This is a genomic window from Leucobacter edaphi, from assembly GCF_016522535.1.
In the GTDB taxonomy this organism is placed as follows: Bacteria; Actinomycetota; Actinomycetes; order Actinomycetales; family Microbacteriaceae; genus Leucobacter; species Leucobacter edaphi.
Genome location: NZ_JAEHOI010000005.1, coordinates 92,572 through 115,670, shown reverse-complemented (window position 1 = coordinate 115,670; position 23,099 = coordinate 92,572). Strand labels below are relative to the sequence as shown.

The 23,099-nt window shown below is 69.1% G+C and carries 17 protein-coding genes; 10 read left to right on the top strand and 7 right to left on the bottom strand.

Annotated elements, in window-relative coordinates; translation table 11 throughout:
- Window positions 1–6: 6 nt before the first annotated feature.
- The 3 genes from JD292_RS06065 to JD292_RS06055 are packed head-to-tail and all read right to left on the bottom strand — an operon-like array spanning window position 7 to window position 3,061.
- A complete protein-coding gene (locus JD292_RS06065; RefSeq protein WP_200131843.1) occupies window positions 7–1,983 on the bottom strand; it encodes a DUF6541 family protein in 1,977 nt (658 codons plus the stop codon).
- Window positions 1,980–2,351 (bottom strand): DUF2304 domain-containing protein, encoded by a 372-nt coding sequence (locus tag JD292_RS06060; protein ID WP_200131842.1) that lies wholly within the window; start codon window positions 2,349–2,351, stop codon window positions 1,980–1,982. The genes JD292_RS06065 and JD292_RS06060 overlap by 4 nt, the downstream gene beginning before the upstream one ends.
- Before the next feature lie 5 nt (window positions 2,352–2,356).
- Window positions 2,357–3,061 (bottom strand): glycosyltransferase family 2 protein, encoded by a 705-nt coding sequence (locus JD292_RS06055; RefSeq protein ID WP_200131841.1) that lies wholly within the window; start codon window positions 3,059–3,061, stop codon window positions 2,357–2,359.
- Between the two features lie 135 nt (window positions 3,062–3,196).
- Between JD292_RS06055 and JD292_RS06050 the strand changes: the two genes are divergently transcribed.
- The 8 genes from JD292_RS06050 (at window position 3,197) to JD292_RS06015 (ending at window position 14,006) form a co-directional block, all read left to right on the top strand.
- Window positions 3,197–5,206 carry an LGFP repeat-containing protein gene (locus JD292_RS06050; RefSeq protein ID WP_200131840.1) on the top strand — a complete coding sequence of 670 codons (2,010 nt, stop codon included), beginning with the start codon at window positions 3,197–3,199 and terminating at the stop codon, window positions 5,204–5,206.
- A gap of 87 nt (window positions 5,207–5,293) precedes the next feature.
- The gene (locus JD292_RS06045) at window positions 5,294–6,409 is read left to right on the top strand and encodes a DegT/DnrJ/EryC1/StrS family aminotransferase (protein ID WP_200131839.1); all 1,116 of its coding nucleotides are present in this window, start codon (window positions 5,294–5,296) and stop codon (window positions 6,407–6,409) included.
- Between the two features lie 2 nt (window positions 6,410–6,411).
- Window positions 6,412–7,581 carry a glycosyltransferase family 4 protein gene (locus JD292_RS06040; RefSeq protein WP_369411165.1) on the top strand — a complete coding sequence of 390 codons (1,170 nt, stop codon included), beginning with the start codon at window positions 6,412–6,414 and terminating at the stop codon, window positions 7,579–7,581.
- A complete protein-coding gene (locus JD292_RS06035; RefSeq protein ID WP_200131838.1) occupies window positions 7,578–9,380 on the top strand; it encodes an ABC transporter ATP-binding protein in 1,803 nt (600 codons plus the stop codon). Before JD292_RS06040 ends, JD292_RS06035 begins: the two co-directional genes overlap by 4 nt.
- 4 nt (window positions 9,381–9,384) lie before the next feature.
- Window positions 9,385–10,467 carry a glycosyltransferase gene (locus JD292_RS06030; protein ID WP_200131837.1) on the top strand — a complete coding sequence of 361 codons (1,083 nt, stop codon included), beginning with the start codon at window positions 9,385–9,387 and terminating at the stop codon, window positions 10,465–10,467.
- A 46-nt stretch (window positions 10,468–10,513) separates the two neighbouring features.
- Window positions 10,514–11,617: a glycosyltransferase family A protein gene (locus JD292_RS06025; protein WP_200131836.1), complete on the top strand. Its 1,104-nt coding sequence runs from the start codon at window positions 10,514–10,516 to the stop codon at window positions 11,615–11,617.
- An 8-nt stretch (window positions 11,618–11,625) separates the two neighbouring features.
- Window positions 11,626–12,768, top strand: a complete 1,143-nt coding sequence (locus JD292_RS06020) for a glycosyltransferase (protein WP_200131835.1) — start codon at window positions 11,626–11,628, stop codon at window positions 12,766–12,768.
- Entirely contained in the window at window positions 12,765–14,006 is a 1,242-nt protein-coding gene (locus JD292_RS06015) for a glycosyltransferase (RefSeq protein WP_200131834.1), read from the top strand. Before JD292_RS06020 ends, JD292_RS06015 begins: the two co-directional genes overlap by 4 nt.
- Before the next feature lie 99 nt (window positions 14,007–14,105).
- Here JD292_RS06015 and wecB read toward each other — a convergent pair whose 3' ends face one another.
- Window positions 14,106–15,173 (bottom strand): non-hydrolyzing UDP-N-acetylglucosamine 2-epimerase, encoded by a 1,068-nt coding sequence (gene wecB / locus JD292_RS06010; RefSeq protein WP_200131833.1) that lies wholly within the window; start codon window positions 15,171–15,173, stop codon window positions 14,106–14,108.
- A gap of 141 nt (window positions 15,174–15,314) precedes the next feature.
- On the opposite strand from wecB, the gene JD292_RS06005 reads away from it, so the two are divergent.
- Window positions 15,315–16,607 (top strand): nucleotide sugar dehydrogenase, encoded by a 1,293-nt coding sequence (locus JD292_RS06005; RefSeq protein ID WP_200131832.1) that lies wholly within the window; start codon window positions 15,315–15,317, stop codon window positions 16,605–16,607.
- Window positions 16,608–16,703: 96 nt separating this feature from the next.
- On the opposite strand, the gene JD292_RS06000 is transcribed toward JD292_RS06005, so the two are convergent.
- A complete protein-coding gene (locus tag JD292_RS06000) occupies window positions 16,704–17,681 on the bottom strand; it encodes a glycosyltransferase family 2 protein (RefSeq protein ID WP_200131831.1) in 978 nt (325 codons plus the stop codon).
- A gap of 14 nt (window positions 17,682–17,695) precedes the next feature.
- A complete protein-coding gene (locus JD292_RS05995) occupies window positions 17,696–19,471 on the bottom strand; it encodes a class I SAM-dependent methyltransferase (RefSeq protein WP_200131830.1) in 1,776 nt (591 codons plus the stop codon).
- 155 nt (window positions 19,472–19,626) lie between these two features.
- Between JD292_RS05995 and glf the strand changes: the two genes are divergently transcribed.
- Window positions 19,627–20,766, top strand: coding sequence for a UDP-galactopyranose mutase (gene glf / locus JD292_RS05990; protein ID WP_200131829.1), 1,140 nt, complete (start codon window positions 19,627–19,629; stop codon window positions 20,764–20,766).
- A gap of 13 nt (window positions 20,767–20,779) precedes the next feature.
- Here the strand turns inward: glf and JD292_RS05985 are convergent, their stop codons facing one another.
- Window positions 20,780–22,972, bottom strand: a complete 2,193-nt coding sequence (locus JD292_RS05985) for an acyltransferase family protein (protein WP_200131828.1) — start codon at window positions 22,970–22,972, stop codon at window positions 20,780–20,782.
- Window positions 22,973–23,099 lie beyond the last annotated feature (127 nt).

Here is a 23,099-nt window from a genome sequence, read left to right as displayed (position 1 = left end):
GCGGCCTCAGCAGCCGGTGACCTGGTAGAGCACGGCGTCGCCCTCGCGGTCGATCTCGGTGAGCACCGGGGAGTCCTCGACGTCGGTGATGCCCGCGTACGGTTTTGCGCGCGGCGTGCCGGGGAACACGTAGTGGTCGCCGAAGTCGAGGACGTAGTAGGCCTTGAACTCCTTCACCAGGGCGCACGCCTGGGGGCTTCCCTCGGAGAGGTCCTGCGTCATCTCCTGGATGCGCGGGTCGTAGGTGCCTCCCGTGTGGGGGACGAGCACGCGCACGCCCGAGATCGCGTAGGCGAGCGCGCCACCGTTCCACGGGTTGTCGATGATCACGGCGTCCTTCGGGAGCTCCTTCGGGAGCCGCTCGAGCAGCGCTCGCTCGTCCTGGCTGAGCAGGGGAGCGAGCTCATTGGCCGTCTCGTACTTGGAACTCACGTAGCGCGTCCCGGAGAACGCTCCTGCCCCCTGCGTCGCGGCCAGCAGCATGACGGCGGCGACCGCCACGGCGACGACGCGGAAACCGCGCGGGCGGGAGGATCGGCGCGCCGCGCGCAGCACGCCGGGCGCGAGCATCGCCCAGATCGCGCTCGCGCCGTACACGACGATCGGGAACACTCCGATCCAGACGAGTGCGGAAATCCGCCACGGATCGCTGTACCAGGGGGCGAGGATCGCCGTGCGCCAACCCGACTTCGGCATGCCGTCGGCGATCACGTACATGACGAGGAAGAGCGCCGAGGTGCCGAACAGCCAGCGGTATCGCGGCGCGCGCCAGACCACGACGACCCCGATGAGGAAGAGGAGCGTGACCGGCCACGAGTGGCCCTCGAGGTGCGGGGTCATTCCGAGGGCGTCGATCAACGATCCCGTCGGGGTGTTGAGGCCGCGCCACGGATTGTCGCTGGTGCGTCCGAGGTACCAGGCGCCAGCGATGGCCACAGCCAGCGCGGGGACCGAGAGGACGGCGAGCACGCTGCGGAGGCCGGTCGGTAGCTTCGGCGCGCGCACCGTCCCGTCCCATCCGCGCACCCGGCGGCGGGTGAGCGCGGCGACGGCGACGGCGATGGTCGGAGCGATCAGCCACAGGACGGTGATGTGAATCGCGTTCGGGTGCGCGAGGACGGCCGCACCGAGCGCGCCGAGGAAGAGGAGCCAGGCGACGCCGGCGCTGCTGCGCTCGCTGCGTCGCGCCTGCGCCAGTCCGAGCAGCTGCAGGATGCCGAGCAGCACGAACGGGACGAGCACCATCGACAGCAGGTTCGGGTAGAGGACCCCGTATCCCACCAGGGCGAGCGGGAAGCTCGGGAACGCGACCGAGAGGACGCCGGAGATGAGCGAGACGCGGGTGCTCGGGCCGGCGAAGGCGCGGCCGAGCGCCACCATTCCGATCGGCCACACGACGCACACGACCGCGAACACGAGCGCGTTCGTGGCGAGCGGGATCGAGGCGCCGGACACCTGGACGATCAACGCAACGAAACCGTGCCAGAGCGCGGGATAGAAGACCTGCGTGCCCGGCGCGGAGAGGTTCAGGGCGAAGGGCGAGGCATTCCCCGTCTCGAGGATCTGCCTGACGGCGTTGAGGTGGAAGTTCGCGTCGTAGGTCTGCGACACGGCGTCGGCCGACTTCAGGCTCATCATGAGGGTCGCAGCGATGGCGAGGCCACCGAGCGCGGCGGACACGAGCGGAATCCAGGCGCGATGCGGCCGGTCGCAGCGGCCGCGCGGGCCGAGCCAGCGGCCGAGGAGGAGCAGCACGAGGGTGAGAACCGCCGTGACCCCCAGCGGAACGAGGACGCTCCAGCTGAGCTTCGCGAGCGGGGCGATGATCGCGGAGATCGCGATCACGGCGAACGCGGCGGGGAGGGCCACCACCACGAGCATGAAGCCGCGCAGGCGCAGCGCCGCCGCAACGGGCAGGCCGAGCACCGCGAGCACGGCGAGCGCCGTCAGGAGCGGCGGCAGCAGGCTGAGCCAGGCGCTCACGAGGGGTCGCCGGTCGTGCCTCGCGCCTCGTCGCGCTCTGCGATCCGGGCTTCCATGAGGGCGACCGCTCGAGCGAGGTCGGTCACGCGGGCGTCGCTGCGTGCCTTGGCACGGATCGTCGCGACGGCGAAGAGCAGGGTGCCGATGACGAGCCCGTAGAGGAGCAGGTCCGTTCCGCGCCCGACACCCATCATGTGGGCGAGCGCGGTGAGGGCGTTCGGAAAGATGATCGCCAGGATTGCCGCGAGCACGAAGAGCAGCGCGAAGATCCGCTTGAGCGCGAGCGAGCGGGCGCCGGGAACGAAGCGCATCGCGAGGAGCGCGACGACGATGACGCCGGCGATCAGGAGGAGCTGAATGATGAGCATGGTGCCTACCGGATGATGAGGTCGACGAGGATGTTCACGGAGTTGAGGAGCGACTGGCCCTTCGCCTTCGAGTAGTCGGTGTAGATAACCTCCACCGGCTGCTCAGCATAGGGAAGCCCGGTGCGGCCGAGCTGGACGACGATCTCCGTCCCGTGCGCCATGCGGTCCTGGCGCAGCTTGATCTGCCTGAGCGCGTCCTCGCGGATCACGCGGAGGCCGTTGTGCGCGTCGGTCAGGCGGGTGCGGGTGGTGATGTTCGTCACCCACACCGCCGTCTTCAGGACGATCTTCTTCAGTGCCCCAGGGTTCGTCCGGTCGTCGAGGAAGCGGGATCCGTAGACGATGGCGAGATCCTCGTCGCGCGCGCGGCGCAGCATCTCGAGGGCGTCGACGACGCGGTGCTGACCGTCGGCGTCGAACGTCACGACGTATCTCGCGCCCCGCTCCAGCGCGTACTCGAAGCCCGTCTGGAGGGCGGCGCCCTGTCCGAGGTTGATGGGGTGCCTGACGAGCTTCGCGCCGGCGGCGCGCGCGATGTCGCCCGATCCGTCGCGGGATCCGTCGTCGATGCACACCACGTTCGAGAAGAACGGGATCAGCTCCTCGACCACACCACCGATGACCTGTGCCTCGTTATACAGGGGGATCACAACCCAGGTATCGGCCTGTCGAGGGCCTGGCCCGGGTTCGCCAGAGTGGGCAGAGTTCATGTCCCCATTCTTGCAGACGGTCGGGTGAACAGCGGGTGTCGCCTGAATTCCGATACCGGGGGGTCGATTGTGCGGGACCTGCGGGTCGGCTAACGTACAGAAGATTGACTTCAACTGGAAGGTGAAGGTTTGCGCATGGGGAAACGGGGCCGGAGCCTCCTGTGGGTACTCACGCTCGCCCTCGTGGCGATCTCGAGCGTGGGCATCGCCCTCCTCTCCGCGCCGGCGGCCGAGGCCGAGGCCGCTGACAACCCCTCGGCGGGATTCAACGCCGGGCGGATCATCGACGACTCGCAGTTCTACGACGGCAACGCCATGACCGCGACCGAGATTCAGAACTTCCTGAACCAGCGAGTGCCGCGCTGCACCATCGGCGACCCCGGCCGCACCGCCGGAATGGTCTGGGGGAACACGCGGATCGCCGCCCAGTGCCTGAAAAACTTCCGGGCGAACACCCCGAGCCGCGCCGCGAACGCCTACTGCGCAGCATACGCCGGCGCGAGCAACGAGTCAGCAGCCGCGATCCTCGCCAAGGTGAGTCGCGCCTGCGGAATCAGCCCGCGCACCCTCCTCGTCATGCTCGAGAAGGAGCAGAGCCTCGTCACCGACACCTGGCCCACCGTGCGCCAGTTCGACGTCGCCATGGGATACGCCTGCCCGGACTCCGGCCCCAACAACTCCGCGAACTGCGATCCCTCCCAGACGGGCTTCGTATCGCAGATCTACCGGGCCGCCTGGCAGCTCAAGGTCTACAAGGCCAGGATCAACGACTACAACTATCAGCCGTTCAAGACCAACCGGATCCAGTGGCATCCGAACGCCGGCTGCGGCACCTCGAACGTGTACCTCGAGAACTGGGCCACCGCCTCGCTCTACATCTACACGCCGTACCGTCCCAACCAGGCCGCGCTGAACGCCGGCTGGGGAACCGGCGATGCCTGCTCCTCGTACGGGAATCGCAACTTCTACAACTTCTGGACGACCTGGTTCGGATCCCCGAGCGGGATCCCCGTGAACGGCGCGATCAAGCAGGTGTGGGATCAGTTCGGCGGCGTGAACGGCAGCTTCGGCGCCCCGAAGGCGGAAGCGAAGTACGTCGCGGCGAACGGCGGCGGCTACGTCCAGGAATTCACCGGCGGCGTGATCCTCGCGGAGAACCGCACGGGCAAGGGCGCGGGACTGGGGAACGGTCCGCTGCTGACCGCCTACCGAGAAGCAGGGTTCGTGCAGGGCTCCTGGGCCTGGCCGGTCGGCAACGCCAGCTGCGGGCTCGTCGGGGGCGGCTGCACGATGCCGTTCCAGAACGGCACCGTCGCCTACTCCGCCGCGACCGGCGCCAAACTGATCGCGAAGGAGCTCGTCGCCGAGTGGAACCGCGCCGGCGGCGCGAGCGGCAGCTACGGCTACCCCACCGCCTCGGCGGAGACCGTTCCCGGCGTCGGTCTCGTCCAGCAGTTCCAGAAGACGATGCTCGCCTGGACCCCGTCCGGCGGCGCGCGCGTGTTCGGCGCGGCCTACGCACAGGCCTGGCGCGACCTCGGAGGCGTCAAGGCCGGGATCGGCCTCCCCGTCGCGGGTTCGGTCGCCGTGCCGCAGAACGGCGGCGGCGAGACGCTCGAGTTCTCGCGGGGCACGATGTACCTGTCGAAGGCGGGCATCTACGGCATGGAGTCCGGCGCCTTCCGTGAGGGGTATCTGAAGGCCGGCGGTCCTGCGGGTTCGTGGGGTTGGCCTGCGGGGAAGGCCGCGTGCGGTCTGCCCGGTGGGGGCTGTTACATGCCGTTCCAGCATGGGATCGGGATGTGGTCCTCTGATACGGGGATGGTGCTGGTGTCGCAGGCGTCGTTCGACATGTGGAAGGTTGTGAACGGTTCGATCGGGTATCCGACGAAGACGCCGTCGAAGCTGTCGGCGAATGGTGGCGGCGAGGTGCAGGAGTTCACGCGGGGGACCGTGTGGAGTTCTCCGCTGGGCTCGTATGCGATGGAGAACGGCCCGTTCCGTGAGGGGTATGTCAAGACTGGCGGGGCTGCCGGACCGCTCGGCTGGCCAGCGGGCAAGGCGAGCTGCTCCGGCAGCACCTGCACCATGAAGTTCCAGAAGGGGATCGGTGAGATCAAGGGCGGCGTTTTCTCCATTCGCTAAACTTGATCCCGCACGGTAACGGCAGGAGCGGGACCGGGAGTCCTGTGCGCCGCCGCCGCGGCGTAACGCCCAGTGAAAGGTACTCAGTTGAGCCAGCTCGAATTCATTCCGCCCGCACGTCCGCTGATCGGGGATGAGGAGCGCGAAGCCGTGGACCGGGTGCTGCGTTCGGGCATGATCGCCCAGGGACCCGAAGTCGCAGCCTTCGAGCAGGAGTTCGCCGCCCACTTCGTTGACGGACGCGAGACCGTGGCCGTCAACTCCGGCACGAGCGGCCAGCATCTCGGCCTCCTCGCCGCGGGCGTCGGCCCCGGCGACGAGGTCATCGTCCCCTCCTTCACCTTCGCTGCGACGGGCAACTCGGTCGCGCTCACCGGCGCCACCCCGGTGTTCGTGGATATCGAGCCGGACACCTTCACCCTCGACCCCGAGGCCGTGCGTGCGGCCATCACCCCGCGCACGAAGGGCGTCATGCCCGTGCACCTCTACGGCCACCCGTTCATGGTGGACGAGCTCTCCGCGGTCGCCGCGGAGGCCGGCATCGCGATCTACGAGGACGCAGCCCAGGCGCACGGCGCGAGCTGGAACGGCCGGAAAGTGGGCACGCTCGGCGACTTCGCCATGTTCAGCCTGTACCCCACCAAGAACATGACCTCGGGAGAGGGCGGGATGGTGAGCTGCGCGAACGCGGAGATCGCCCGCAACGTCCGACTCCTGCGCAACCAGGGCATGGAGACCCAGTACGCGAACGAGGTCGTCGGCTTCAACGCCCGCATGACCGATATCCACGCGGCGATCGGCCGCGTCCAGCTCACCAAGGTCGACAACTGGACGGCGCAGCGCCAGCGCAACGCCGCCGCCCTCGACGAGGGGCTCGCCGACCTGGACGGCGTGGTCACCCCCGTCGTCCGCGACGGCGCCGTGCACGTCTACCACCAGTACACGATTCGCGTCGACGCCGCCGAGCGCGACCGCATTCGCGAGGCGCTCAAGGACGAGCATCGGGTCGGATCCGGCGTGTACTACCCGATCCCGAACCACCGCCTGCCCTCGCTCGCCCGCTTCGCCGAGGGGCTGCACCTCCCCGAGACGGAACGCGCAGCGTCCGAGGTGCTGTCGCTGCCCGTGCACCCGTCGCTCACGCAGGTGGACCTCGACCGGATCGTCACGGCAATGCACGCGGTGATGGGTGCCGGCGCGTAAACGTGCGGATCACTATCGCGACTCGGATCTCGCTCCCCGAACCCTCGGCCGCGAGCTTCCGCCTCGACGCTCTCGCGCGGTACCTCGTCGAAGCGGGGGACTCCGTCACGATGCTGACGGTGCGCCCGCCGAAGGGGGTGGCGGAGACCCCGCTCCCGTACCGGGTGAGCCGCTTCCCGGTGCTCCGGGACCGCTCGGGGTATGTGCGCGGGTATCTGCAGTATCTGTCCTTTGACATCCCGCTCGCGTTCCGGCTCCTCTTCCACAGGCGCCCCGACGCGGTCATCGTTGAGCCGCCGCCCACGAGCGCGTGTGTGACGGCCCTCGTGTGCCGGCTGCGGCGGATCCCGTTCTTCCCGTACGCCGCCGATGTCTGGTCCGACGCCTCCGAAGGGACGAGCGCTGGCGGTGCCGTGGTGCGCGTGGTCCGCGGGATGGAGCGCTGGGCGTGGAACGGCGCACGCGGGGTATTCTCCGTCAACGACGGCGTCACCGCGCGGGTCTCCGAGATCGCGGATCGCGCCGTCGTGGAGACGGTCGGCAACGGTGTCGACGATGACGTGTTCAATCCCGACGGGCCCCGGCGCGATGACGGCAGGTACGTGATCTACACGGGAACCGCGTCCGAGTGGCAGGGCGCCGACGTGTTCGTGCGCGCGATGGCCGAGCTCAGAGACGAGATTCCGGACGCGCGACTCGTGTTCCTCGGGCAGGGCAGCGCCTGGCCGGAGCTGCGCGAGCTCGCGGAGTCCACGGGCGCCAGAGTGGACTTCGTGCCCTCGGTTCCCGCAGCGGAAGCGGCGACCTGGCTGCGCGGGGCCCGTGCGAGCCTCGCGAGCATGCGGCCGGGTGCGGGCTACGACTTCGCCTACCCCACCAAGGTGTTCGCGTCGTGGGCCACGGGCACCCCGGTCGTCTACGCCGGTCCGGGGCCGGCCGGTGACACGCTCAGGAGCGAACCGATGCTCGGCGCCGCCGTCCCGTTCGACGCCTCCGCGGCGGCCGCGGCCATTCGCGAAGCGCTTGCGGCGTCGCCGGAGCCCCGCCCCGAGGTCGCCGCGTGGGCCGGGGAGCACGTCACGCTGCGCGGAGTGGCCGCGCGCGTGCGGGAGTTCATGACGAGAAGGCTCGCCGCCGGTGCGCAGCGCGGCGGGAAGAAGAGGGCAGCATGAAGAGCATCTGGCGCACACTGACGCAGCTGTTCCCGCTGCTCCCGAAGGGCGCGACGCCCTTCTACATCGGGTACTCGATTCTCACCTCGATGCTCGCGATCCTCGACACGGTCGCGCTCGCGCTGATCGCGATGATCGTGACGCCGATGGTCTCGGGGCAGCCGATCACCCTGCCGTTCGTCGGCGAGCTGCCGGCCTCGGCGACCGTGTGGATCGTCGTGATCGTGTGCGGGCTGTTCGTCCTGAAGGGCGTCCTCGCGGTCATGCTCCACTGGGTCGCGACGCGCCGTTTCGCCCGCTACGAACTCGAGGTCGGCGATCGCCTGTTCCGGAGCTACACGCACTCCTCCTGGGAGGAGCGGTCCCAGCTCAGCACGGCCGAGATCACGCGCATCGTCGACAGCTCGATGGCGAACACGAACCTCGGGTTCATCCTTCCCCTGTCCCAGATCCCCGGCAACGCGCTCACCTTCGTGTCGGTGCTGGCCGTGCTGGTGGTGGCGCAGCCGCTGTCCGCGCTGATCGCGCTGGTGTACCTCGGGCTCATCTCCGGCGTCATGCTTCTCGTCGTGACCAGGAAGTCTCAGCTGGCGGGCCGCCACAATCGGGAGTACGCCTACCGCGTGGCCACGATCATGACGGAGATGGTCGAGGCCCTGAAGGAGGTCACGCTCCGCGGCAAGCTCGACGAGATCGGGAAGGTCGTCACGGAGAACCGGAAGATCGCCACGCGTGCCCGAGCGAACATTTCGTTCCTCTCGATCGTTCCGAAGTACGCGTTCGAAGCGGCGCTGATCGGCGGTTTCCTGCTGATCGGCGGTGCGGCCTACCTGACGGGAGGCCAGGCGGCCGCGGTGGTCGCGGTGTCGCTGTTCGCGGCGACCGGGTTCCGCATGATCCCCGCGATGAACGCCGTGCAGACGAGCTTCACGCAGGCGTCGGCGAACGAGGTGTTCGCGAAGGACATCATCCGCGAGCTCGGCCGGGTCGAGCGGACCCCGGAGCACGCGGAGGTCGCGGCGCCGGAACGCCCGCTCCCCGAGCGCCCGAAGTCGCTCGCGCTTGCGGACGTGAGCTTCCGCTACCCGGGCAGCGAGCAGAACGTCCTCAGCAACATCAGCATCGACGTCCCGTTCGGCTCGAGCCTCGCCGTCGTCGGGCCTTCCGGCGCGGGGAAGTCCACGCTCATCGATCTCATCCTCGGCCTGAGCACCCCGAGCTCCGGCACGATCAGCATCGATGGCGAGCCGATTCAGAGCTTCCTCACCGAGTGGCGGCACCGCGTCGGATACGTGCCGCAGCGGGTTGCGCTCTTCGACGCGTCGATCGCCCAGAACGTCGCCTTGACCTGGGGCGATGACTACGACGAGGAGCGCGTCGCGTGGGCGTTGGAGCGCGCGCAGCTGTCGGAGCTCCTCGACCGCCCTGGCGGCCTCCAGGAGAAGATCGGCGAGCGCGGTGTCGCGATCTCGGGCGGCCAGCAGCAGCGGCTCGGCATCGCGCGCGCCCTCTACAGCGATCCGCTCGTCCTCGTGCTCGATGAGGCGACGAGCGCTCTCGATACCCGCACGGAGAACCGCGTCACCGAGGCGATGAAGTCGCTCCAGGGCGAGGTCACGTTCATCACGATCGCGCACCGGCTGGCCACGATTCGCGACTACGATCGCCTCTGCTACCTCGATGCCGGCCGGATCCTCGGGAGCGGCCGCTTCGAAGAGGTGGTGGCGGACGTGCCAGATTTCGCGATCCAGGCGAGCCTCGCCGGGCTGATCGGCGACGAACCGCCGGCGGGGAGGTGACCCTGTGGCGCTGAACGAGGGGTCGGCACCGGAGGTCGACCTGATCATTCCGGTGCACACGCCGACCCGGCCGATCGAGCGGGCGGTGCGGTCCGCGCTGCGGTCCGATGCTTCGGTGCGGATCACGGTCGTCGCGCACAACACCGATCCGGAACCGATCGCGGCGAGGCTCGGGGCGCTCTCCTCGGATCGGCGCGTTCGGATCCTTGAATTCGCCGATGGAATTCGCAGCGCCACCGGGCCTTTCAATTTCGGCCTTGATCAGGCGACGGGACGGTTCACCTCGGTGATGGGCTCGGATGACGAGCTCGAGCCTGGGGCGATCGCCTCGTGGTTGCGCCTCGCCGATCGGCGGAACGCCGCCGCCGTGATTCCCCGGCAGCGGCACGCGAGCGGCGGCGGCGTGATGACCCCCGTGGCGAGGCCGCTGCGCACCACCGGGCTGGACCCGGTGCGCGACCGGCTCGACTACCGGAGCGCGCCGCTCGGGCTGGTATCGCGAGAGCGCTTCGGCGAGCTGCGATTCGCCGAGGGACTCCGCACGGGAGAAGACGTCTCCTACGTCCTACGGCTGTGGGCGAGCGGCGAGGAGATCGCGTTCGACCGGCGGGGCCCCGCCTACCTCGTGCACGACGACGCCGGGGACCGCATCACGTTTACCGAGGCCCCGGTCCGAGACGACCTCGAGCACATCGAGCGGATCCTGGACGACCCGTGGTTCCGCGGCCTCCCCGAGCCGGTACGGCGCGCGTTCGCGACCAAGGCGCTCAGGGTCTCCGTGTTCGGCGCGGTGCACGGTCGCCAGAACCGGGATCATTGGGCGCCGGAGGACCTGGCGTCGCTCCGGAGAATCGCAGAGCGGCTGATCGCGGCGGCCGATCGACCCGAAGGCCCGCTCTCGCGCGCGGATCGGAATCTCCTCGACGCGATCCTCGGGCCGGACGCCGACGCCGCGCGGCTGCGGGCGCTCGGCGAGGCGCGCCGCCGATTCGCCTCGATCGACGCCCTGATCCCGCGGCGGATCGGAAGGATTCTCGATCGCGAGGCTCCGCTCAGATTCATCACGGCCTCGCTGTTCCTCCGCTAGATTCCCCGTTTCCTCCGACCCAGCACGCAAAGGACCGTTCCGCCCCATGCAGACGCCCTCACCCCTCATCGAGGTCATCATTCCGGTGCACGACGCGCGCAGGCCGCTGCAGCGCGCCGTCCGGAGCGTCCTCGGGGACTGCGACGATCGCAGGATCGCGGTCAGGGTCGTTGCGCACAACATCGACGCGGAGACCGTGGAGGGGATGCTGGGCGAGCTGGCGGGCGATGAACGGCTGATCGTGATGCCATTCGAAGACGGGATCGCCTCCCCGTCCGGCCCGCGCAACGCGGGGGTGCGCGCCACGACGGCGGACTACTTTACCTTCGTCGATTCCGACGATGAGCTCGCGCAAGGAACGGCGGCCGCCTGGCTCTCCGAGGTCGATGCGCTGCGGCCCGATGTCCACGTCGGGCGGCTCTTCGGGCCGAGCGGGCAGGAGATCCCGGCCCCGCTCGCGCGCACGGGAAGGACCACCGGCCTCGATCCGGTCCGAGACCTCCTGGACTACCGGACCTCGCCGGTCGGCGCGGTCATCGCCACCCGACTCCGCGGAGCGGGCTGGCCCGGCTTCACCGAGGGCGTCCGCGTCGGCGAGGACATGGAGGCCGGCGTCTTCCTGTGGAACGTCCCGGAGCGCATCACGCGCTCGGACGCCGCGGGCGGCTACCGGATCCACTCGGATGCCGAGGGGCGGGTCACCGGGGACCGTCTGCCCGCCGCGATCCTGCTCGGCCCAATCCTGCGTCTCCTCGAACTCCCGTGGTTCCGCGAGCTCCCCGAGTCGAGGCGACGCAGCGCGGCGGTGAAGTTCCTCCGGGTGCAGATTCTCGGGCACTACGATCGGCTCGCGGCGGAGGAGGGGCTGTCGGACGAGGATCTCGCCGGCATCGCCCCCGTCGTGCGCGCCCTGCTCGACGCGGCGCCCGGTGTCTCCGGCCTGCTGTCGCGGGCGGACGCGGCCGCGAGCGAGGCGATCGCCGCGGGCCGGAGCGCGGAGTCGCGGGCGCTGCTGGCGGCGCGAGGCCGCGGAGCCACCCCGCTGCTCTCCCGCGTGCTGCCGCGCAGCCCGCGGTTCCTCTTCCATCCCGACTCGCTCCTGAGCCGGACCCTCAGATCCCGAGCGCGCGGTCGGCGCGCAGGAAAGTAGGCGCGATCGTGTCGAAACCGAGACTGCTCATCCTCTCGTTCTCCCACTTCGAGAACGACGCTCGCGTGCTCAAGCAGCTGCGGCTCTTCTCGGAGGACTACGAGGTCATCACCTGCGGCTACGGAGGAACCCCCGAGGGGATCCGAGAGCACTATCAAGTGCCCGATGAGGCGGGATACTGGCTGTATCCGCGGGTGCCGATCATGCTGCGCCAGTACTCGCGCGCGTACTGGGGGAACCCCGCCGTCAGCGCGGCGCTCGAACTGCTGCGCGGCGTCGACTTCGACATCGTGCTCGCGAACGACATCGACAGCGTCGGCCTCGCACTCCGCCTGCGGCCGCGACTCGGGGTCCACGCCGATCTGCACGAGTACTCGCCGCGGCAGAAGGAGGAGCTGCGCCGGTGGCGCTGGTTCTTCGCGCCGTTCGTGCGCTGGATGTGCAAGAAGTTCGTGACCCGCGCCGACTCCGTCACCACGGTGGGGGAGGGGATCGCCCGCGAGTATCGGGACCGCTTCGGGATCGCAGCGGAAACGGTCACGAACGCGAGCCCCTACCAGGATCTCGAACCCACTGAGGTCGGCTCGGAGATCCGGCTCGTCCACTCCGGCATCGCCGCGCGCGAGCGTCAGCTCGAGATCTTGATCGAGGCGGCAACGTCGACGACGGCTCCCGTGGGGCTCGACCTGTTCCTCATGCCCGTCGACCGCGCCTATCTTGCCGAGCTCGAGGCGCTCGCCGCAGCGTCCGGCGGCCGCGTCCGGGTGCGCCCGCCGGTGCCGAACGCGGAACTCGTGCGGACGCTGAACGGTTACGACGTCGGCCTTCACGTGCTGCCGCCGACGAGCTTCAACAACGCGTGGGCGCTCCCCAACAAGTTCTTCGACTACGTGCAGGCGCGCCTCGGACTCATCATCGGGCCGTCACCGGAGATGCAGCGGATTCTCGAACGCGAGGGATTCGGCGCGGTGAGCGCGGACTTCGGGGTCGCCGGGCTGACCGCCGAGCTCGAACGCCTGACGCCCGAGCTCGTGCGCTCCTGGAAGCGGGCGTCGACGGGCGCGGCCCGGCGGCTGTCCGCCGATGTCCAGGTGCAAGGATGGAAGCGACCGATCGACGCGCTCGCCGCGCGGGACGGAGGCGGAGCATGAACCTCTCGGCGATGCTGCGACGCCCGCTGAACTGGGCGATCAAGCAGAAGGAGGCGCTGCCCGCGCCGATCCGGCGGACGATCGACTCGGTCGGCCGGAACCCGAACAGCCCGGTGTACCGGCTGATCCTGCGCGCCTCCGGCTACCGCGCGAATCCGGCGCCCGCGCCGACGCAGCTGCCCGACGCCGAGACGCGCGTGTATATCGCCCCGGCCAACTACGCCGGTCAGGGCTTTCTGTGGGCGCGCTCCCTCGAGCGCTTCGGGAAGCGCACGGGCGCGCGCAACATGGCGGTGGACGCGCCGGGCGGGTACGGCTTCGCGGCTGACACGCTCGTGCCCGCTGGCGCGTTCCACCTCAATAAGCGTTGGCAGGACGCCCAGTTCGAGCGAGTCACCCAGTTCTCGCACGTGCTCGTCGAGGCCGAGCGCCCCCTGTTCGGGCGGAAATTCGGGTACGACGTCCGGCGTGAGATCGCGGCGCTTCGCAGCGCTGGGGTCTCGGTCGCGCTGATCACGCACGGCTCGGATACGCGGAACCCGCGAAACCACCGGACGCTGACCGAGTGGTCGCCGTTCAAGGACGCGAACCCGGACGTCGAGATCCTGCAGAAGCTCTCGGATCGGAATCGGGAGCTCGTGCGCGCCTCCGGCCTGCCGTCCTTCGTGCCCACGCCCGAACTCCTGCACGATCTCCCGGACGCCGTCTGGTGCCCGATCGTGGTCGAGCAGGAGCGGTGGCAGCGCGCGAGCCGGCCGCTCTTCGAGCGACCCGTTCCCCGGGTGACGCATATTCCGAGCCGCGGCTGGCTGAAGGGCACCGATCTGATCGACCCGGTGATGACCCGCCTCGCCGACGAGGGCCTCGTCGAGTACCGCCAGCTCTCCGGGATCCCGTTCGCCGAGATGCCCGGCGAGATCGGGACCGCGGATATCGTGCTCGAGCAGTTCAGGCTCGGGATCTACGCGACGACCGCGATCGAGGCGATGGCCGCCGGCCGGATCGTCGTCGCCCACGTCCTGCCGAGCGTCCGAGAGCACATCCGCGAGGTGAGCGGACTCGAGCTCCCCGTGGTCGAAGCGACGCCGGACACGCTCGAGGAGGTGCTTCGCGGACTCATCGCGGATCCGGAGCGCGCGAGCGAGATCGGCCGGCGGAGCGCCGAGTTCGCGAGCGCAGTCCACGACGGCCGGCTCAGCGCCAGGGTGCTCGAGGAGCACTGGCTCCACGCCGAGTAACAGCGGAGGAGCGTCCGCCTCGGCCTGCAGCCGTGGTGAACGCTCCTCTGTGGCGTCAGAGACGCCGAAACTTCAGAAACTCCCGATGCTTCGGAGGGCCTAGCCGATCCGGTCAGCGATGGCCGCCACCGCGGCCTCGGCGGCGCGCCCGTCACCGTACGGCGCCTCGTCGGTCGCTGCGGGCGCGGGCCTCGTGATGGCCGCGGTGATCTCCTCAGCGGTGTTCGCGAGAACGTTCCAGCCGAGATCCACGGTTTCCACCCACTCCGTCTCGTGACGCACGGTCGTGCAGGGCACGCGGAGGAGGAAGGCTTCCTTCTGGAGCCCGCCGGAATCGGTGATCACGCCGGCGCTCGCGAGAGCGGACGCGATGAGTTCGGGGTAGGCGAGCGGGTCGCGGGTGGTGAGCGCGCCCTCGTCGAGCGAGATGCCGTGCTCCTCGGCCTTCGCGCGGACCCGGGGGTGGGCGAGCAGCACGACCGGCTTGTCCGCCTGCCCGAGCGCCGAGACGACCTCGCGCAGACGGTCGGGATCGTCCGTGTTCTCCGCCCGGTGAATCGTCGCCACGTAGAACTCGCCCCGCGCGAACTCGTCCTCCAGGGGATAGCCGGAACCCGCCGCGATGACCTGGTCGCGCACGCTGAACAGGACGTCCGTCATCACGTCGCCGACGAGGACCGAGTTCTCCGCGAGCCCTTCGTCAGCGAGGTGACGCATGGCCACCTCGGTGGGCGCCAGGCAGAGATCGGCCGCGTGATCGGTCAGGACGCGATTGTGCTCCTCGGGCATCGCGCGGTTGAAGGATCGGAGGCCCGCCTCGAGATGGGCGACGGGGTAGTGCAGCTTGACGGCGCTCACCGCGGCGGCGAGCGTCGAGTTGGTGTCGCCGTACACGAGCACGCAATCGGGTGCGAAGCGCTCGAGCACCTCGTCCATCTGGGCGAGGATCGCGCCCGTCTGGACGCCGTGCGATCCCGAGCCGACGCCGAGGTGCGCGTCGGGGGCGGGAATGCCGAGGTCCCGGAAGAACACGTCGGACAGCATGGGATCGTAATGCTGGCCGGTGTGGACGATGATGTGCTCGTGTCCCGCGGCGGTCAGGGCCGATGCGATCGGGGCGAGCTTGACGAACTGCGGGCGCGCGCCCACGACACTCATGATCTTCACCCTGCAAGCCTATAGCGCGGTCCCCGATTGAGCGCTGGGCCTCCCCGGGGCCTTCGCGCGCCGAGGGGCGGCGTTTCCGCCGGAGCAGTGTGGCGCGCGGGGACGGCGAAATCGCAGTCGGCCGCGGATAGACTGATCCCCGTGAAGATCGCAGTTGTCGCCACTGGAAAGATCGGCCTCCCCCTCGCCACGCAGTACGCGTCGATGGGGCACGAGGTCGTCGGAATCGACGTCAATCAGGCACTCGTCGATTGCATCAACCGCGGGGAGGAGCCGTTCCCCGGCGAGACCGGCCTCGCGGAGAAGCTCGCCGAGCAGGTCCCCGCGGGCAAGCTGCGCGCCACGACCGACTACGCGGAAGGCGTCCCCGGCGCCGACGCCGTGGTGATCGTGGTGCCGCTGCTCGTCGACGAGGAGACCTGGCAGCCCGATTTCAAGTGGATGGACGCTGCGACCCGCTCGCTCGCGGAGCACCTCACTCCCGGCACACTCATCTCCTACGAGACCACGCTCCCCGTCGGAACGACGCGCGGCCGCTGGAAGCCCCTGATCGAGGAGGTTTCCGGGCTCGCTGAGGGCACCGACTTCCATCTCGTGTTCTCGCCCGAGCGCGTGCTCACGGGCCGCGTCTACGAGGACCTCAAGAAGTACCCGAAGCTCGTCGGCGGCCTGAACGAGGCCGGCACGCAGAAGGCGATCGAGTTCTACAACGCGGTCCTCACCTTCGATGAGCGCAGCGATCTGCCCCGCCCGAACGGCGTCTGGGACATGGGCACCGCCGAGGCCGCCGAGATGGCGAAGCTCGCGGAGACCACCTACCGCGACGTCAACATCGGCCTCGCGAACCAGTTCGCGCGCTTCGCGGACACCGCGGGGATCGACGTCTACAAGGTCATCGAGGCCTGCAACTCGCAGCCGTTCAGCCACATCCACCGGCCCGGCATCGCGGTCGGCGGGCACTGCATCCCCGTCTACCCGCGCCTCTACCTGTCGACGGACCCCGACGCCGATATCGTCCGCACGGCCCGCAACTACAACGCGACCATGCCGAAGTACGTTGTCGATCGGGTCGAGCAGACGATCGGCGACCTCGCGGGCAGCCGCGTCGTCGTCCTCGGCGCCGCCTACCGCGGCGGCGTGAAGGAGACCGCGGTCTCCGGCGTCTTCCCCACGGTCGAGGAGCTCGTCGCGCGCGGCGCGGTCGTCACGGTGCACGACCCGCTGTTCACGGACGAGGAGCTGGCGGCGTACGGCTTCCAGGCGCACACGATCGGCGATCCCGTCGACGTCGCGATCCTGCAGGCGGATCACCGCGACTATCTGGAGCTCGGCCCCGCCGACTTCCCGGGCATCAAGCTCTTCGCCGACGGTCGCAACGCGACCGATCCGGCGCGCTGGACCGGCGTCCCCCGGATCGTCATCGGCGCGAACTAGCCGCCAGCCCGGTACGCAGAAAGGCCCCGATCCGACGCGGATCAGGGCCTTTCTGCTGTTCGGGACGCGGTCGCGGCCTGACGCGCGGCTCGCGAATCAGACGCGGGTCGTCCCGAGCCGCGAGTACTTCGCGTCCTTCGGGAAGCGGGGCTTCGGGTTGAACTTCCGCGCGGTCCTGAGCGCGCGGTACATGCGCTTCTTGATCGGCTTCGCGACCCGGCCCTCGCGCATCTGGAGGAAGACGCGGCGGAAGTACATGAGGTAGGCCACGCGACCCTCGAAGCGGAGCCGGTAGGACGCCTGGTTGCGGGTGCCCTTCTCGAACTTCCAGATGTTGCTCTCGTCGACCTGGCGGTAATTGACGCCGGCGTTGACGCCCATGTCGTGCACGACCACGCTGTCCATCGAGATGATGCCGGGCCCGAAGGCGCGCGTGAGGCGCTTCGTGAATTCCTTGTCGTCGAACCAGATGAAGTACTCGCCGAGCGGCAGGCCCTCCTTCTCGATCGCCCACCGGGGCACGAGGACGGAGACGAAGGTGCACTCGACGATCAGCATCGAGTTCATGCCCGTGAGGTAGGCGCGCGGCCAGTCCCACGTGGTGATCGGGTTGTTCATCTCGCAGAGCGATCCGTCGATGAACTTCACGAGGGAGCACGCGAACGGGACGTCGCGGTCCAGCGCCTCGGAGGTGCGCTCGCGCTGATCGAGCAGGATCTCGAGCGCTTCGGGCTCCGGGTAGCAGTCGTCGTCCATGATCCAGACGAAGTCGGCGCCGAGATTGACGCCGTGCGCCATGCCGTGCTCGAAGCCTCCCGCGCCGCCGAGGTTCTCGTCCAGGTGCAGGATCACGAGTTTCTCGTTGTCGAGCCCGTCGAGATACTCCTGGGTTCCGTCGGTGGAGTTGTTGTTGACCACGACGACCCACTCGGGAGCGTGCGTCTGAGCGAGCACGGTCTCGAGCGTGTGCGGCAGCTTCGGCAGCCGGTTGTAGGTGACGACGACTGCCGCGACGCGTGCGTCCTGCGGAAGCGCCGACAGGAACTTGGGATTTCGGGCGCTGGAATTCGACATGTGGGCTTCGGTTCTCAACTCTGTTTCTGGGAGGCGTCGCTCGGTGCCTCCTGGCCGGGGGTGAAGCGCTGTTCGGCGAGGTCCATGAGCTCGGCGACGCGCAGACTGTCCCTACGGTACTCGTCGAGTTCCCGTTCAAGCTCGGAAACCCGTGCGGTGAGGGTGTCGACGGCCTCGCGGGTGGTGCTCGGGCGGGCGCGCAGGAAGAGTCGACGGATTCGTTGGCGCATGGAGTCCTCCTGGGGTGGGAAGGGGCGGGCGGTCAGCGTGAAGCGGACGCCGTAGGGGCGTCGATCGAGTTCGCCGTTGGTGGCGGGAACCGGGATTTCGAAGAACTCGCAGCCGAGGCCGAGGCGCTTGGCTTCGCGCGCGACCTCGAGCTTGTCCATGTGCCAGGTCGTCGGGTTTCGGAACGAGACGTCCTCGGCGTGCTGCTCGTACAGGGTCGCGAGCGCGGTGCCGCCGGAGCGGAGCGCCATCCGCATCAGGCGGAGGGCGTTGGCGCGCGCGAGATGTCCGGCCTGCTCGAAGAGGTGGTTGGCGACGACGTCGAAGCTGCCGTCGATGCCGAGCTGCGCCGGGGCGGCGAGTGAGAGCGTGCGGTAGAGGTTGATGTGCTCGGTCTCGAAGCCCGCGGTCTCGGCGCGCCGCGCTGCAAGGACGGTCGCGTCGTGCGCGAAATCGGCCGAGATGACTCGCCGATCGGGGAGGCGTTCCGCCAGTGTTGAGGCGAGGATCCCGCTGCCGCCGCCGAGGTCGAGGATCACGGGTGAGCCGAGCTCCTCGGCGCGGCTCATGATCCAGGCGCGCCCGGTGGCCCAGTCGTCGTCGGCGTGCTCGCCGTACTCCGTGTACCAGTCGTTCCAGAAGTCGCGGCGGAAATGGAAGGAGCCGAACCAGGACTGGAATCGGCGAACCGTCGCCTTCGGGGTGTCGAGGCGGTAGCCGGGGATCGGGGTGCGCCAGTTCTCGTCGTAGTTGATGACGAGCCATCCCTCCGGATCCGCGGGCGCGGGGAAGCTGCGTCCGGAGATCTCGACGGTGGAGAAGGGCAGCATCTGCTCGCGCCGGAAGGGGCCGCGCACGTGGAAGGGCTGGTTGATGCAGCCGTCGTCGGTGAAGAACGCGGTGAAGACGTCGACGTAGTGGTCGGCGGTCCCCGCGGCGTCGCGGAAGTAGAGCTGCATGTGGGTGGCGCTGTGGCGCACGAGCTCGTAGCCGAGCGCCTGGAGGCGATGCCCGACGTCGAAACCCTCGCGCGCGACATCGACCGGGTTGGTGTGCTCGGAGAGGTAGGCGATGTCCGCGTCGTCGTCGTGCGGGAGGAGCGCGCCCTCGCGCACCGCGCCGAGCAGGGTGCCGCCCACGACGAAGGGTCGGAGCCCCATGTCCCGCAGGTGCTCGATCACTTCCTCGCTGCGGTCGAGGATGCGATCCTGCACGCCGGCGTTGCCGTCCTCGAGGGTCTTGCCGAGCCGTCCCCACTTGTTGATGGCGAGCGGGATCCCGTCGTCGTCGACCACCTCGGGTCGTCCGGGCCCGGCGTCGAACAGCACCTCGCGGCGCTCGAACTCCTCGCCCGATCCGGAGTCCCGGATCACGAGTTCGGTGCGGCCCTTGAGATAGGGGAGCAGCGGTTCCGGCCAGGGCACCCGGCGGTCGCGGGGCATCGGAGCGGCGCTGAGATCGAGCGACCAGATCCTGCGGTTGTCGAAGCAGACATCGATCGACACCACGCGCGCGGGAAGCTCGGGCACGACGAGATGATTCGTTGAGGTTGCTGTCTGCATTCGGTCCGAGAGTTCACGAGAAGTTCATTGGGGATTTCCTTAGCCTACCGGCAGCCGCGCCGTGGGGCTCACGGGAACTCCCGATCACGGGTGGTTCACGCGTGAAAGGGCCGCATTGCGCTGTGGCACGGGTGCCCGCGGATACACTGGGGCTCATGGATCTTCTCGTCGTGGGCTCAGGACTTTTCGGATTGACGATTGCGGAACGCGCGGCCAGCGCGGGGAAGAAGGTCGTCGTCATCGACCGCCGCCCGCACATCGGTGGCAACGCCTATTCGGAGGCCGATCCCGAGACCGGTATCGAGGTGCACAAGTACGGCGCGCACCTCTTCCACACCTCGAACGAGCGCGTGTGGGAGTACGTGAACCGCTTCACCTCGTTCACCGGTTATCAGCACAAGGTGTACTCGAACTACCAGGGCGAGGTCTACCCGCTGCCGATCAACCTCGGCACGATCAACCAGTTCTTCCGCGCGGCCTACGGCCCCGACGAGGCGCGGGCGCTCATCGCGGAGCAGGCGGGCGAGTTCGAGTCGAAGTCGGCGCGCAATCTCGAGGAGAAGGGCATCTCCCTGATCGGGCGCCCGCTGTACGAGGCGTTCATCCGCGACTACACCTCGAAGCAGTGGCAGACGCCCACGACGGAGCTCCCGGCCGAGATCATCAGCCGCCTCCCGGTGCGCTACACCTACGACAACCACTACTTCAACGACACCCACGAGGGCCTGCCGGTCGACGGTTATACCGCGTGGCTCGAGCGGATGGCGGATCACGAGAACATCGAGGTGCGCCTGAACACCGACTTCTTCGACGAGTCGCAGCCGCTCAACAAGCGCGACGTCGTCGGCAAGGTGCCCGTCGTCTACACGGGCCCCGTCGACCGCTACTTCGACTACGCCGAGGGCGAGCTGGCATGGCGCACGCTCGACTTCGAGCAGGAAGTCCTGCCCACGGGTGACTTCCAGGGCACGAGCGTGATGAACTACGCCGGATCGGACGTGCCGTACACGCGCATCCACGAGTTCCGCCACTTCCACCCCGAGCGCGAATACCCCGCGGACAAGACCGTGATCATGCGGGAGTTCTCCCGCTTCGCGACCCGCGACGACGAGCCCTACTACCCGGTGAACACCCCCGAGGACCGCGAGCGCCTGCTGAAGTACCGGGAGCTCACCGCTGGCGAGGATCGCGTGCTCTTCGGCGGCCGCCTCGGCACCTACCAGTACCTGGACATGCACATGGCGATCGGCTCGGCGCTGTCGATGTACGACAACAAGCTGAGCGAGCTGCTCTAGCCGCTCCCGCCCGTCACTTCACTGGCGTCGCCCCGCTGCTGCGGGGCGGCGCCAGTTCCATGCCTGCCGCCTTCGAGAGAGCCTCGCCGAGGGCCGGCGCGAGCGACTGCGAGTAGCTCCGCGCCATGTGGTCGCCGTCGTAATAGACGGGCACGCCGCCGATGATGCCGTGGCACTGGCCGTCGAGGCAGAAACGGTCCGTGAGGTCCGTGACGCTCACCCGGGAGTCCTTGAGGCGCTTGGCGGCGACCGCGACGGGATCCGGCGCGAGCACCTGCTCCTGCGGGGCGGTGCAGGCGCTCTCGTTCTTCCCCTCGCGCACCACGCAGTCCGGCCCGAGCGCCCGCTTCGCGTAGGGGATGTCCCTGATCACGGAGATCTTCGCGCCGGAGCGCTTCCACTGGGCGAAGCGCTTGCGAACCGCGGTGTCGTACTGTTCCTGCTGCGGGCGGCCGGTTCCGTCGTCGAGGACGGCCTGCGAACCGAATGTGGAGACGAGGATCAGGGCCGGGTGCGTTTCGGAGATGCGCTCGGTCACCTCGTTGCTCCAGCGGCGGCACTCGTCGGCCTTCTTGCTGTTCTTGTCCTTGCGTCCCTTGAACTCGACCCGGGGCGTGTCGACGATGGGGCACCCGCCCTGCATGACCGCGTTGACGCGCCAGCCGTTCCCGCGCGCGAGATCGTACACTGCGGCTTTCCAGTGATCGGCGTGGGAATCACCGACCAGCCAGATGAGCGGGGAGTCCTCGGGGTTCTTGTCCCGGGGCGAGAAATCGCACTCGTAGAGGGACGGCTTGCCGTTCCCGATGATCTGGCGTTCCGCGTGGGCGCACTCCTTCGGCACGACCCACGGTGAGTTGTGGTCGCCCTGCGGCGTGATCTCCGCGGGGATGAAGGGATCGCACTGACCCTTCGCGCTCAACGACTGGGCGCCGAAGCACTCGGACGATGCGTAGGCCGCGGCGTCGTCGGCCTCGCGCTGCTGCATCACGCCGGCGCCGAACACGGTCGTGGCGGCGAGGGCGCCCGCCACGAGGATCGTGCCTGCCGTGACGAGCAGCGTCGTCCGCGGCCTCGCCGATGCGAGGAGGCGCGAGCGACCGGGATCCTCGACGTAGCGCTTCGTCGCTGCCGCGAGCGCGACCGTGATGAGAATGATCGCCACCCGGTCGAGGAAGCCGAGCTCGCGCGCGAGCGCGAACGGCGCGAGCACGATGAGCGGCCAGTGCCACAGATAGAGGGAATAGGAGATATCGCCCCCGTACTGAATCGGCCGCCAGCGCAGCGGGCGCAGCGGCGACCAGGGCGGCTCCTGCTCTCCCGTCGCGATGATTGCGGCGGTCGCGATCACGGGAACGACGGCCCACGGGCCGGGGAACGGCGTCTCCGCGTCGAAGCGCAGGGCCGACCAGGCAATTGCGCCGAGCCCGAGCCAGTGGACGAGGCCCCGCCACGGCGCGACCGCGGGCCAGCGCACGAAGAGCCGGGCGAGCGTCGGGGCGAGCAGCGCGAGAAGCGCGCCGGACATGAACTCCCAGACCCGCGCGAGCGTGTGGAAGTAGGCGAGCGAGCGTTCCTCCGCGGTGAGGAGCACCGCGAAGGCGAATGAGGCGATCCCGATTGCCGCGATTCCGACCGCGAGGACCGTCTTCGTCGTGCGGGTCCCGTCGGGGCCGTGCCCGCGCCCGACGCCCCGTCGCACGAGCCAGGTCGCGAGGAGCACGAGCCCCGTGAGGGCGAGCGGCCACAGCAGGTAGAACTGCTCCTCTACGGAGAGCGACCAGTAGTGCTGCACCGTCGTCGCGTCGAGATCCTGCGCAGAGTAATCGACGGAATTGGCCGCGAGCAGCCAGTTCTCGAAGTAGGCGCTCGCCGCGAAGGTCTCCTGGGCGGTGCGCGCCCAGCGATCCGACGGCATCAGCAGGACCACGCCAGCGAGGGACACGAACGCGACGAGCAGCGCCGCGGGGAGGAGCCGCTTGGCGCGGCGGGCGTAGAACGTGGCGAAGCGGATGCGACCGTTGCGGGTGAACTCGCTGAGCAGGTGCGCCGAGATCAGGTAGCCGGAGATGACGAAGAAGATGTCGACGCCGACGTACCCGCCCGTGAGGCGCTCCGGCCAGAGGTGATTGAGGATCACGAGGCCGACGGCGATCGCGCGGAGCGCCTGGATGTCGGTGCGGAGCGCGCGCTTCTTGGAGGGCACCCGCGTGGCACTCCGCTGTGCCGTTTCCGAGAGCGAGCTCAGGGGGTCCTCCAGAGGGGGTGATCGAGGCGAATACCTCAGGTCAGCCTACCCCCGGGAGCGCTGGGCGCGTCCGGTGCGCGACCGG